The organism is uncultured Lutibacter sp. (assembly GCF_947493565.1).
Taxonomy (GTDB): Bacteria; Bacteroidota; Bacteroidia; order Flavobacteriales; family Flavobacteriaceae; genus Lutibacter; species Lutibacter aestuarii.
In genome coordinates this window covers 38,180-51,478 of record NZ_CANLRG010000008.1, presented here as the reverse complement: position 1 = coordinate 51,478, position 13,299 = coordinate 38,180, and the positions used below count along the sequence as shown (strand labels likewise).

Here is a 13,299-nt window from a genome sequence, read left to right as displayed (position 1 = left end):
CAAATATAAATGTATTTTTTATACAAATCAAAACAATTTTTAAAAAATCTATTGTATTTTTGATACTTATTAAAAATTTTGAATGAACTTAATAATTGACGTTGGTAATACAAGAATTAAAATAGCAGTTTTTAATAATGCTGAAATAATTCATAATGAAATAATTACAACCGAAGAGTTTTATTTTAAAGCACTAAAACTACTTGAAGTTTATAGTTGTAAAAACGCTATTTTATCTTCTGTAGGAAACTTAAAAAAATCTCAAATTAATGAACTAAATAGTAAAATTAACTTAATTCAGTTAGATTACATCTCCAAAATTCCTTTTAAAAATTGTTATAAAACACCAAAAACGTTGGGTGTAGACAGAATTGCGTTAGTTTCTTCAGCAGCTTCCCAGTTCCCAAATAAAAACGTTTTAATTATTGATGCTGGAACCTGTATCACTTATGATTTTATAAATGAAAAAGGATGTTATTTAGGTGGAGCAATTTCACCAGGTATAAAAATGAGGTATCAATCATTGCATCAATTTACAAAGAAATTACCATTATTAGAAACAAAACAACCTGAAGGCTTAATTGGGGGATCAACAGAAGAGTGTATTCATTCTGGAATTGTTAATGGAGTTATAAATGAAATTGATAGTAATATTGAAAGTTATAGAAAAAAAAATAAAGATTTAACAATAGTTTTAACAGGTGGAGACGTTAATTTCTTGTCAAATAGATTAAAAAATGGCATATTTGCCAATCCTAATTTTTTATTACAAGGATTGAACACAATTTTGACTTATAATTTATAATAAATGATAAAAAAAATAATAGTAGTTTTAACTCTATTGATATCAATTGTTGGTTTTGCTCAAAAAAACAACACTTCTGCATATTCTTTTTTTGGTATTGGAGATAAAAATAGTTCTAGTACTGTTGAGCAATTAAGTATGGGAGGAATTGGAACTTCTTTAAGTGATGTCTATCACTTGAATTTATCTAACCCCGCTGCATATGCTTCACTTAGATTTACGGTGTATTCTTTAGGACTTGAAAACAAAAATACTTGGGCAAAGGATAGTAATGATAAGCAAAGTGCTGCAGCTACTTATCTTTCTTATTTAGCAATGGGGATTCCTTTAGGGCAAAAAGGAGGACTCGCTTTTGGCTTACTACCTAATACTACTGTTGGGTATTCTTTACTAGCTAATCAATATGATACTAGCGGAGAAGTAATTGAAGCCTCTGCATATAGTGGTGATGGTGGAACTAATAAAGTATTTTTGGGTTTTGGCTATAATTTATTTAAAGGTTTTGATATTGGACTTCAAGGGAGTTATGTATTTGGAAAAATAGAAAACAGTATTATTAATCAGCAAAAGGACGTTGCTTTGGCAACTAAATATGAAACTATTTCAAATGTTGATGGTTTTTCTTTAAATGCAGGTTTTCAATATAAAACAAAATTAAATGAAAAAATAAATTTAAATGTAGGAGCAAATTTTGACTTTGAAAATGAAACGGAAGCTGATGGTAATGAATATTTATATTCTGTATCTTTGATTTCATTTGAGTCTCCAAGAGATACTATTTTAAACCGAGAAAGTAAAGGCTTTTTAAAAGCACCATTAAAAACTACTTTAGGAGTTGGTTTAGGAAGTGATAATAAATGGTTTGTTGGTGCAGATTATAGTTTCCAAGAAGCTCTTAATGTTCAAGGGGGAGTATTTAATAATTATTCAAAAATTAAATACGATGTATATAATAAAATCGCTTTAGGAGGTTTTTACATTCCAAAATATAATTCAATAACAAGTTATTGGGAGAGAGTAACTTACAGGGTAGGCGTGAAGTTTGAAAAGACAGGATTGATGGTTGATGCTTCTGGGAATGGAAATGATTTTACAGCGATTGATGATTTTGGCATATCTTTTGGAGTAGGCTTACCAGTTGGTCAACAATTATCTAATTTAAATTTGGGTTTTGAGTTTGGTAAAAGAGGTAAATCAACTAACGGATTAGTACAAGAAAATTATGTAAACTTCAGGTTAAGTTTATCACTTAACGATAAATGGTTTAAAAAATTAGAAATATTTTAATTAAAAGGATAAGAAGATGAAAAAAATGAGACAAATTATAGCTTTATTATTTTTTACAGTTTCTGCACCAATGGTTTTTTCACAAGCTAATGATTGTAATATAAAATACAATTTATTTAAAGGGGATGTAAAAGCTAAAAAATACGATGCGGCTTATGAAAATTGGATGTGGTGTATGGATAATTGTCCAACGCTATCAGTTAATATTTATAAGTTAGGAATAGATATTGCAGAACACAAGTTGGAAACTGCAACAGAAGCTGATAAAAAAGTTGCACAAGATTTGGTAATGAGAGTGTATACTCAAAGAATGGAACATTTCCCAAAAGATAAAGCGGATATTTTAGATAAAATTGCAAGTTTTAAAGCCGAAATTGGAGCTTCTGATGAAGAAGTTTATAGTTGGTTAGAAAAAGCGTTCAAAGAAAATCCAACTGAATTGTCTCCAAAAAATATTTATAGATACTTTGATGCAATACTTCAAAAACATAAAGATGCAAATCCTCAAATAGTATTTGATACTTATGATGAAGTGGGTGAAGCTTTAGAAAAAAGTAGAGCTGAATATTCTAAAAAAATAGATATTATCAATGCTAAAGATTCTACTTCATTAAGTTCTAGAGATAAAAAAAATAGAAAAGTTTACCAACAAATATTAACCAATTTTGCAATTGTTGAAGGCGGTTTAGATGCTAAATTATCTGCTATATCTACTTGCGAAAACTTAATTCCTTTAAATAAAAAGAATTTTGAAGCTAATAAAAACAATGCTGTTTGGTTAAAAAGAGCAGTGTCTAGAATGTACAATAAAGAGTGTACTGATGATCCTTTTTATGATACGTTAGTTGAAGCTTATGTTCATGCAGACCCTTCACCTCAAGCATCTGTATTTTATGCAGGTATATTGATGAAGAAAAATGAAGTTAACAAAGCCATGGAGTATTTTAAAAGAGCAGTAGATCAGGAGACTGATTCTTATAAAAAAGCTGGTCACTTATTACGTGTTGCGCAAATTTTAGGAAAAAAAGGAAGAAAGTCTGAAGCAAGAAGTTATTGCTATCAAGCTTTAAAGGAAGCTCCAACAATGGGAAGTGCATACTTATTAATTTCAGGCTTATACGCAACCAGTGCAAATTCTTGCGGTGATGACGTTGTTTCTAAAAGAATGGTATATGTTGCAGCCTTAAATATGGCAGTTAAAGCAAAGTCTGTAGATCCAAGTATTGCTAGACAGGCAGACAAATACATAAACACGTATTTAACGAACTTGCCTTCAAAAAAGGATTTATTCATTGCGAATGTGGAAGTTGGCTCTACATTTAAAATTGGATGCTGGATTAACGAAACAGTAAGAGTTCGTTCTAAAGATTAAATTTAAAATATTATAATTGGTATATTTGTTATATGACAAAATCAGTTATTCATATAATTTTAAACATTGCTGTTGTTTTTTCAACAGCAATGTTTTTTTCTTGCACTAATGATGTAAAAGAAGTTCGTGATTTTTTAGCAGATAAAAATTTACCTTTAGGAAGAGCTGAAAAGATTAACCATAAACATACTGATTCTGGACGAATAAATATTAAAATGAAAGCTCCGTTAATGCTCGATTTTGATAACAGAGAAGAACATCCGTATTCTGAATTTCCTGAAGGAATAAAAATTACAACCATTGAAGTAAATGGAGATTCTATCACCATTGAGGGCGGTTATGCAAAAAGCTTTAAAAAAACAGAAGTTGCAGAAATTAGAAAAAATGTAGTAATTTATAACTACGCTCAAAAAAATAAATTAGAAACTGAGCAAATTTATTGGGATCAAAAAACTCATTATTTTTTTACAGAAAAGAAATTTACATTTTACACCCAAACCGATACTATATATGGAACTGGTTTTGAAGCTACGGAAGATTTAAAAACTTGGTGGGTGAAAAATCAAACAGGAATCATTAATATTAAAGAATAGAGATGCAAAAAATTTGGAAAATATTTGAATACGGTTATTTAATTGTCGCTATAATTTTTATTGTAGAAACAGTTTTAAATTGGAATACCAATAGAGAAAGAGCTTATTTATTATTAGTGTTCGCTGTTTTGGCAGTTTTTATGTATTTTTTTAGAAAAAGATTTAGAAAGAGAATTGAAAAAAGGAATTCAAAATAAATGGAACTTGAATTAGCCATCATATTTATTTCAATACTGTTATCTGCTTTTTTTTCAGGAATGGAAATTGCATATGTATCGGCTAATAAATTTCAAGTTGAACTGCAAAAAAAGAGGGAAGGTTACATCGCTAAAATATTAACTAAACTAACCTCAAAATCATCCAAGTTTATTACAACTATGTTGGTTGGTAATAATATAGCATTGGTAATTTATAGTTTTTTTATGGGAAAACTTATTGTAAGTTTATTACCTTTAAATACTTTAAATGAATTTGCTATATTACTCATTCAAACAGTAATTTCTACCTTAATAATTTTAGTAACTGCTGAGTTTTTACCAAAAGCAATTTTTAGAATTTATGCCAATGAAACCTTGTGGTTTTTTGCGCCGTTGGCTTATGTTTTTTATATACTATTTCATTTTATTTCAGATTTTATTACACTTATTTCAGATTTTGTATTAAAAATGTTTTTTAATACCTCAAAAGATATTCAGCAAACTGAATTTAGTAAAGAAGAATTAGGAGATTATATCACAAAGCAGTTAGAAAATGCAAAAGATACAGAAGAGGTAGATTCTGAAATTCAAATTTTTCAAAATGCACTTGAATTTGACAATTTAAAGGCTCGTGAAATCATGATTCCTAGAACAGAAATTGTAGCTGTAAATATCAATGAAAGTTTATCCAATTTAAGAAAGTTATTTATAGAAACAGGATATTCAAAAATATTAGTTTATAAAGGTTCTTTAGATGATGTTTTAGGATACGTACATGCATTTGAGCTGTTTAAAAAACCCAAAACCATTAAATCAATACTTTTACCAGTAGAGTTTGTTCCTGAAAGTATGTTAATTAACAATGTGCTAAATAGTTTGATAAAAAAGAAACGAAGTATTTCAGTAGTTTTAGATGAATTTGGAGGAACATCAGGAATCATAACAGTTGAAGATATTGTAGAAGAATTGTTTGGAGAAATTATTGATGAACACGATACTGTTGAATTGTTAGAAAGTATTTTAAATTCTCGTGAATACGAATTCTCTGCAAGGTTAGAAGTAGATTATTTAAACGAAACCTACAACCTAAACCTTGAAGAAAATGAAGCCTATGAAACTTTAGGAGGATTTATCGTATATCATAATGAAGACATTCCTAAACAAGATGAAATTATTGAAATAAACAACCTTCATTTTAAAATGTTAAAAGTTGACTCTTCAAAAATTATGGAGGTTTATTTAAAGGTTTTAGATCAAGCAGATTAATTGTTAATAAAAGCATAAAAATAAACAGTTATTTAGCATTAATTCTAATCATTTCACTTTCATAATTAAATACTAAATCGTATTTTCGCACACTGTAATTAAAAGAAATATAATAATGGCAATTTTATCAAAAATTAGAGATCGTTCAATGTTCTTAATCCTAATTGTAGGTTTAGCACTTTTTGCATTTGTACTTGATCCAAGCTCAATTCAACAATTTTTTAGTTCAAGTAAAATAAATTCAATTGGTGAAGTAAATGGTCAAGAAATTGATAGAGAAGAATTTGCTCGTCAAGTAGAAGCTTATAGAACACAAAGTGGAGGTAGAGCGACTCAAATGCAAGCTGTAAATGCAGTTTGGAACACAATGATTAGCGAAAAAATATTTGAAACGCAATTAGAAGAGGCAGGTATTGTAGTGGGTGAAAAAGATATTTGGGATGCTATGACTTCTTTGCCTGAAATTCAAAACTCTCCATTATTTAAAAATGAAGCGAATCTTTTTGATGAAGAAAAGCTAAAAGAGTACATAGCAAACATGAAAGATGATGCTGAGGCTGGTAATACTCAAGCTTGGATGAACTGGTTAGCTACTGAAAGAAGTATTAAGCAAAACCTTGAACGTCAGGCTTATACTAATTTGGTATCTGCTGGTTTAGGGGCATCCTTAGAAGAAGGGAAAAGAGATTATTTATATCAAAATACCAAAATGGACGCTCAATTAGTGTATGTACCATATACTACAATTGCTGATAGTTTAAGTGTTGTGTCTAGAGAAGAAATTAAGAAGTACCTTGAGGATAATACTAAAAGATTTAAACCAGAAGCTACACGTACATTACAATATGTAAAATTTGATATCGTTCCTTCTGAAGCTGATGATGCAGACGTAAAGGCAACTGTAGAAAATTTTATTAATGATAGAGAAGAATATAGTAACGCTGCAAAAACTACTGTAAAAATAGTAGGTTTAAAAAATGCCACAGACTATGAAGCTTTTTTAAATGATAATAAATCGGATCTATCATTAGATAATGGTTATAAATACAAAAATCAATTACCAGCAGAAATAGCCGATGAAGTTTTTAATGCAACTGTAGGAGATGTTGTTGGTCCTTATAAAAATAATGGTTATTATAAAATTTCTAAAGTTGTTGAAACCTTAGAATTACCAGACTCTGTAAAATCAAGTCATATTTTAGTTCCCTATGTTGGAGCAACAAGATCAATTTCTTTAAAAACAAAAGAAGCAGCTAAAAAATCAGCTGACAGTATTTTTACTTTAGTTAGAAATAACAAAGCTAAATTTAATGAAGTTGCAGATGAAATAAATACCGATGGTACAAAAGGAAAAGGTGGTGATATTGGTTGGATAAGAAAAGATCAAGCTTTTTCACAAGGATTTGATCGTGATTTTGCAGATTATATTTATAAAAACAAAAAAGGAAGTGTTGCTGTTGTAGAAACTGCTTTTGGTTACCATGTAATTAGAATTGATGACCAAACTGAAGCTGAAAAAGCTGTAAAACTAGCTACTTTTGCTCGTTTAATTGAAGCTTCAGAAGAAACAGAAAATAATATTTTTGAACAAGCTGAAACATTGGCAGCAAGATTGTCTGAAGGTGGAAATATTGATGAATTAGCTAAAGAAGATGATTTAAATGTTCAATCAGCTGTTAATTTAAAAGCTTTAGATGAAGCTATTCCAGGACTTAATACACAACGTCAAATGGTAACATGGGCTTTTAACGAAGAGAGAGAATTAGGAGATTCTAAACGTTTTGATATTGATGTGTTAGGAAAAAGAGCTTATGCAGTTGCTGTTTTGAAAGGTAAAACAGACAAAGATGGTTTAGTGATTAGCTCAGATTTAATTACACAAATTAGACCAGAGTTGATTAATAAGAAAAAGAGAGCTTTAATAGAAAAAACATTTAAAGGAAGTACTTTAGAAGAAATAGCTTCTTCAGCAAATACATCTGTACGTTCAGTATCATTAGTAACTTTAGCGAGTCCATTAATTTCTGGAGTTGGTAACGAACCAGCTGTTGTTGGAGCAATGTCTACATTGCCGATTGATCAAGTTTCTGATGCAATTGAAGGAGACAAAGGCGTGTTTGTTGTTAAAGTAACCAAAAGAGAATTACCAGCTGAGCTTGAAAATTATGAATCTTTCAGAAAAAGAAAGGTTACTCAATTACAAGGAAGAGCTTATCAGCTATATAAAGTTTTAGAAGAAACAGCTGATATAAATGATAATAGAAGTAAATTCTTTTAAAGAACAATAAAATAAATAAAAAAAGCGAGCTATTAAGCTCGCTTTTTTTATTTATAGGTTTAATGATTATCCATTCATAGAAATCAAAAATTCTTCATTTGATGTGGTAAATTGGATTTTATCTTTAATAAACTCCATTGCTTCAACAGGGTTCATGTCTGCTAAATATTTTCTAAGTACCCACATACGTTGTACGGTTTTAGGATCTAATAGTAAATCATCTCTACGTGTACTTGATTTAACTAAATCTATTGCTGGATAAATTCTTCTATTAGCAATGTTTCTTTCTAATTGAAGTTCCATATTACCAGTTCCTTTAAACTCTTCAAAAATAACTTCATCCATTTTTGAACCAGTTTCAGTTAAGGCTGTTGCAATAATTGAAAGGGATCCTCCATTTTCAATATTACGAGCGGCTCCAAAAAATCTTTTTGGTTTGTGTAATGCATTGGCATCAATACCACCAGATAAAATTTTACCAGATGCTGGAGCAACTGTATTATAAGCCCTTGCTAAACGCGTAATAGAATCTAACAATATAACAACATCATGTCCACATTCAACTAAACGTTTAGCTTTTTCTAGTACAATATTGGCAACTCTAACATGTTTATCTGCAGGTTCATCAAACGTTGAAGCAACTACTTCGCCTTTAACATTTCTTTGCATATCAGTAACTTCCTCAGGTCTTTCATCAATTAAAAGAATAATTTGATAAACTTCAGGGTGATTAGACGCAATGGAATTTGCAATGTCTTTTAATAACATTGTTTTACCAGTTTTAGGTTGAGATACAATCATACCTCTTTGACCTTTTCCAATTGGGGAAAATAAATCTATAATTCTTGTAGATAAAGTGCTACTTCTACCAGCTAAATTAAATTTTTCTTGAGGAAATAAAGGTGTTAAGTGTTCAAAAGAAACACGGTCTCTAACTACATTAGGACTTAATCCGTTAATTTTTGAAACACGAATTAATGGGAAATATTTTTCACCTTCTTTAGGAGGTCTTACTACACCTTTAACAGTATCTCCAGTTTTTAAACCGAATAATTTAATTTGTGATTGAGATAAATAAATGTCGTCAGGAGATGATAAATAATTATAATCCGATGAGCGTAAAAATCCGTAACCATCAGGCATCATTTCTAAAACACCTTCACTTTCAATAATACCATCAAATTCATAATCAGGATCTCTGTATCTATTTCCTTGTTTACGTTGTCCTTTTTCTCTTGGTTGCTTATTGTTGTTTGGTTGTTTAGATCTGTTTTGTTGTTTTTGTTGATGATGAAGTTTATTGTCGTTTGGTAATTTATCTTTTACCTCATTTTTATCATCTTTATCAACTACTTTTTTTGTTTCGGTAGTGTTGGCTGGTTTGTTAATCTCTTTTTTAGCGTTATTTTTTTTAGAAGGGTTTTCACCTTCTTTATTATGCTTTTGTTTAGGAACAACATTGTCAGCTTTTTGAGCAATAGGAGTTGATTCTTTTTTAGTTTCAGAGCTCTCTGAAACTTTTGGTTTTTCTACAATCTTTTTTTTATCCGTTGATTGATTAGGATTTTTAGATTGTTTATCAGAATTCACTTTTTTTACGATTCTTTTTCTTTTAGGCTTATCGCTCTCAGAAGAATTTGTTTTAATAACTTTTGATGGAGTTGAAGCTTGGATATCTAAAATTAGATAAACTAAATCTAATTTTTTTAATTGACTATACTTTTTTGCTCCAATAGTTTTTGCTATCTCTTGTAATTCTACAAGAGTTTTCTCCTTTAGTTGGGAAATTTCAAACATCTATGTCTATTTGTAAAATTTGTTAATGTATAAATATTTTGTTCTTATTTGTTAAGAATTTTTTGTGAAATAATCAAAGTGGTGATTAATTGTCTTAGTTGTAGCTTTCGTATACTATTATGTAGTAGACTATTGCAAATATATAAATTTATTTTGTAATATAATCTTTATAACTTTAAAAATAAAACGTATTTTTGCGTTCAATTATTATAAATATGATTCAAAGAATACAAACTGTTTATTTATTACTTGCTACAGCTTTTTCAGGAGGAGTAATTTTTCTCCTAAATTTATGGGTGCAGGAAGAAGAAATTAAGTTTTTTGTAATGGATTCTTTTAATTCTGACAATCTTTTATTAAAAGGGCTGTCAGCATTATTTTTTATTTCAGCGATACTAACTTTGGTTGCTATTTTTCAATATAAAAATAGACAATTACAATTTGTTTTAGGACGTTTATCAATTTTAATCAATTTTATTTTATTAGGAGTTATCGTATATTTTACGCAAAATTTATCTGGAGAAATTAACGTTTCTGAGAAAGGTATTGGGTCACTCATTCCTATCGTTACAATTGTTTTAGTAGTTTTAGCTAATAAAGCAATTAAAAAGGATGAGGAACTTGTAAAATCTGTAGATAGATTACGTTAAACCTAACATCTTAGTATATTTAGTGCATAAAAACCATTTCAATGAATTGAAATGGTTTTTTATTTCTAACGGTTTTCAGGGATATTAGAAAATGGCTATTTTTGGGTAATTATAAATAAAAAATAATAAATAACTTTGATGATGAGGAAAATACAGGAAAAGATTAAAGTTCATATTGCAGATGATCATCAATTATTAATTGATGGTATAATTGCAGTTTTATCTTCAGAAGAAAATATTGAAGTTGTTGGTTACTCCCTAAATGGCAACGATGTATTAAGCTGGTTTGCTTCTAATGAAGCCGATATATTAATTTTAGATATTAATATGCCACAAATAGATGGAATTGCTGTATTGCAAAATTTTTTAAAGCATAAATTTCAACAAAAAGTGATTGTTTTATCAAGTTATGATGATACAAAACTTATTAAAGAAGTGTTGAAAATTGGTGCAAATGGGTTTTTAGCTAAAAAATGTGCTGCTGAAAATATTGTTGATGCTATAAATAAGGTTTATAATAATCAACAGTATTTTAGTGAAAGTATTCAAGAAAAATTATTGGCTACTTTTACAACAAGTTTGGTTAAGAATGAAACACCCTCACAAGATGGCTCATTTTTTAGCTCTTTAACCCCTAGAGAAATAGAAGTTTTAAGGCTTATTACCCAGCAATTTAGTTCTAAAGAAATTGGTAAAAAATTACATATAAGTGTTAATACTGTTGAAACTCACCGTAAAAATTTAATTAGTAAATTGCATGTAAAAAATGTTGTTGGATTAGCTTTATATGCTGTAAAAAACAATATAGTTTAATTACTTTTTGAATAATGAATTACGATGAACAGGTATAAAAAAATAATTTTTTTCTTCATTATCATAAGCTGTAGTTATCATGGTTTAACTGCATTTACTTTTCCAAAAGCTAATTTTATTGAATATGATTTTAATTTTTCAGATGATGAAAGATTGAAACAAGTAAAAGATTTATTGGAAACTAATAAGACTGAAGAAGCTATTCAAAAGTTATACCAATTAATTGCAGAAGCTGAAAAATTAAAAGATACCAATTTGATAATTGAAGGGAGCTTGTTGTTAGCAGATGTTTATAGAGACAATGGAGATTATAAAAGCTCAAATAAACAATTTTATAAGTTGCTTCCCTTAATTAAAGAAAATAATAATTATTTGCAAATTTTATATTTTAAAAAAGGAGGTAATTATCAAAAAGAGGGCGAAATAGATAGTGCAATGGTAAACTATAAGAATGCCCTTTTTTACAGTAATTTTTTTAATAATAATGAAGATTTAAAAGCTAAAATTAATGCCAATCTTGCAGGAATTTACTATTTAAAAGAAGATTATGGAAAGGCTATTGAGCATTCCAAAATAGCAGCTAATTATCAAAAAATTCTTGGAAATATTGAAATTGAAGCAGGAATATTAAACAACCTTGGTTCTATATATTTTATGCAAGGGAATTATAAAGAAGCTTTAAATGTATTTCAGCAAACATTTAAATTAGTGGGGTTTGGACAAGAAGATTTACAAAAGCAAATTAGAAGGTCTTCATACATCAATAGTGCTTATGCATATAGTGGTTTAAAACAATTTCAAAAAGCATTCGAATATCAAGATAAATATATTTCTTTAGATGACTCAATAAAACAAGAGTTAAAGTATAAGGAAATAGCTGAAATTGAATCAAAATTCAAAGTAGCTTCAAAAGAGAAAGAAGCAGAAATTGAAAAGTCTAAAAGGTTAGAAGCTGAATATTTATCATATGGGTTAGGTTTTTCAATATGTATTTTATTAATATTACTATTTGTACTTTATAAAATGTATAAATTGAATAAAAAAAATTACACTTTAAAAATTGACCAAAAAAGGTTAATGCATCAAAGTAAAATTGAAAAGCTAAAAAGTGATTCTCAAACAAAAATTTTAGCAGCAACTTTAGACGGTAGGTTAGAGGAAAGAAAGGTGATTGCTTCTGTTTTACATGATAATGTAAGTGCATTGCTCTCCGCAGCTAATTTACATTTATTTGCAAGTAAAAAGCAATTGAAAGACCAAGTACCAGTTGAAATAAATAAATCTCAAAAAATATTAAACGAAGCATCGGAAAGTATTAGAGATTTATCTCATAGGTTGGTTCCTTCACTTCTTCTAAAATTTGGATTAAGTATAGCGGTACAAGATTTATGCGAAAAATCATCAAATTCAACGATCGAATTTTCTTGTGACACTAAAAATATCACACGTTTTGATCAAAATTTTGAACTTAAAATATTTAATATTATTAGTGAATTAGTTAATAATATTTTAAAGCATAGTAATGCAAATAATGCAACTATTAAATTAGAACAATTAGAAGGTCAATTACAGCTCGTTATTTTTGATAACGGAAAAGGCTTTGATTTAAATGAAATAAATGATGGAGTAGGGTTGAGCCAAGTTAAAGCTCGAATCAATGTATTAGAAGGTATTATAAAAATAAAATCTTCAACTGAAGGGACAAGAATCTATATTTCAACGCCAATAGTTTACTAACGTTTTTCTAACTCAATAACTTCTAAATTGCTTATTTTATCCTGGTTAATTTCAAACCTTAACATAGTTCTTATTTTATGAAAGCCATATTTGCCAGCAGCTCCTGGATTCATATGCAATACATTTAATTTTTTGTCAAAAATTACTTTTAAAATATGGGAATGACCACTTATAAATAATTGAGGAGGCTCACTTTTAATTAACGGTCTAATTCTAACATCGTAATTAGTTGGATACCCGCCAATGTGAGTCATCCAAACAGTTACATTTTCAATAGTAAATTTTGCATCTAAAGGATATTCATTTCTAATTAATTTATCATCAATATTCCCATAAACAGCTCTAACAGGTTTTAATTTTTGTAAGGTGTCTATAACTTCTATAGATCCAATATCTCCTGCATGCCAAACTTCATCAGCTTGTTTTACGAATTTTAAAATTTGATCATCAATATAACTATGTGTATCAGAAAGTAGTAGTATTTTTTTCATTCTTTATAAAATT

Annotated in this window: 12 protein-coding genes; 10 read left to right on the top strand and 2 right to left on the bottom strand. The window is 28.6% G+C overall.

Annotation, left to right across the window (positions count from 1 at the left end):
- Positions 1-82 precede the first annotated feature (82 nt).
- The 7 genes from Q0714_RS11085 (at position 83) to Q0714_RS11055 (ending at position 7,798) form a co-directional block, all read left to right on the top strand.
- On the top strand, positions 83-805 hold the full coding sequence (locus tag Q0714_RS11085) for a type III pantothenate kinase (RefSeq protein WP_298264998.1): 723 nt from the start codon (positions 83-85) through the stop codon (positions 803-805).
- Positions 806-808: 3 nt separating this feature from the next.
- A complete protein-coding gene (locus tag Q0714_RS11080; RefSeq protein ID WP_298264995.1) occupies positions 809-2,092 on the top strand; it encodes a hypothetical protein in 1,284 nt (427 codons plus the stop codon).
- Between the two features lie 16 nt (positions 2,093-2,108).
- The gene (locus Q0714_RS11075; RefSeq protein WP_298264993.1) at positions 2,109-3,464 is read left to right on the top strand and encodes a hypothetical protein; all 1,356 of its coding nucleotides are present in this window, start codon (positions 2,109-2,111) and stop codon (positions 3,462-3,464) included.
- 32 nt (positions 3,465-3,496) lie between these two features.
- On the top strand, positions 3,497-4,057 hold the full coding sequence (lptC, locus tag Q0714_RS11070) for an LPS export ABC transporter periplasmic protein LptC (RefSeq protein ID WP_298264991.1): 561 nt from the start codon (positions 3,497-3,499) through the stop codon (positions 4,055-4,057).
- A 2-nt stretch (positions 4,058-4,059) separates the two neighbouring features.
- Positions 4,060-4,254: a hypothetical protein gene (locus Q0714_RS11065; RefSeq protein WP_298264989.1), complete on the top strand. Its 195-nt coding sequence runs from the start codon at positions 4,060-4,062 to the stop codon at positions 4,252-4,254.
- Positions 4,255-5,520 (top strand): hemolysin family protein, encoded by a 1,266-nt coding sequence (locus tag Q0714_RS11060; protein ID WP_298264987.1) that lies wholly within the window; start codon positions 4,255-4,257, stop codon positions 5,518-5,520.
- A gap of 115 nt (positions 5,521-5,635) precedes the next feature.
- Positions 5,636-7,798 carry a peptidylprolyl isomerase gene (locus tag Q0714_RS11055; RefSeq protein ID WP_298264985.1) on the top strand — a complete coding sequence of 721 codons (2,163 nt, stop codon included), beginning with the start codon at positions 5,636-5,638 and terminating at the stop codon, positions 7,796-7,798.
- Between the two features lie 66 nt (positions 7,799-7,864).
- On the opposite strand, the gene rho is transcribed toward Q0714_RS11055, so the two are convergent.
- The gene (gene rho / locus Q0714_RS11050; protein WP_298264982.1) at positions 7,865-9,595 is read right to left on the bottom strand and encodes a transcription termination factor Rho; all 1,731 of its coding nucleotides are present in this window, start codon (positions 9,593-9,595) and stop codon (positions 7,865-7,867) included.
- Positions 9,596-9,810: 215 nt separating this feature from the next.
- On the opposite strand from rho, the gene Q0714_RS11045 reads away from it, so the two are divergent.
- The 3 genes from Q0714_RS11045 (at position 9,811) to Q0714_RS11035 (ending at position 12,795) form a co-directional block, all read left to right on the top strand.
- Positions 9,811-10,245: a DUF4293 domain-containing protein gene (locus Q0714_RS11045; protein WP_298264980.1), complete on the top strand. Its 435-nt coding sequence runs from the start codon at positions 9,811-9,813 to the stop codon at positions 10,243-10,245.
- Between the two features lie 138 nt (positions 10,246-10,383).
- Entirely contained in the window at positions 10,384-11,058 is a 675-nt protein-coding gene (locus Q0714_RS11040; RefSeq protein ID WP_298264977.1) for a response regulator transcription factor, read from the top strand.
- A gap of 24 nt (positions 11,059-11,082) precedes the next feature.
- Positions 11,083-12,795 carry a tetratricopeptide repeat-containing sensor histidine kinase gene (locus Q0714_RS11035; protein ID WP_298264974.1) on the top strand — a complete coding sequence of 571 codons (1,713 nt, stop codon included), beginning with the start codon at positions 11,083-11,085 and terminating at the stop codon, positions 12,793-12,795.
- Here Q0714_RS11035 and Q0714_RS11030 read toward each other — a convergent pair.
- A complete protein-coding gene (locus Q0714_RS11030; protein WP_298264972.1) occupies positions 12,792-13,286 on the bottom strand; it encodes a metallophosphoesterase family protein in 495 nt (164 codons plus the stop codon). The two genes, Q0714_RS11035 and Q0714_RS11030, sit on opposite strands and share 4 nt — an antisense overlap.
- Positions 13,287-13,299: the final 13 nt, after the last annotated feature.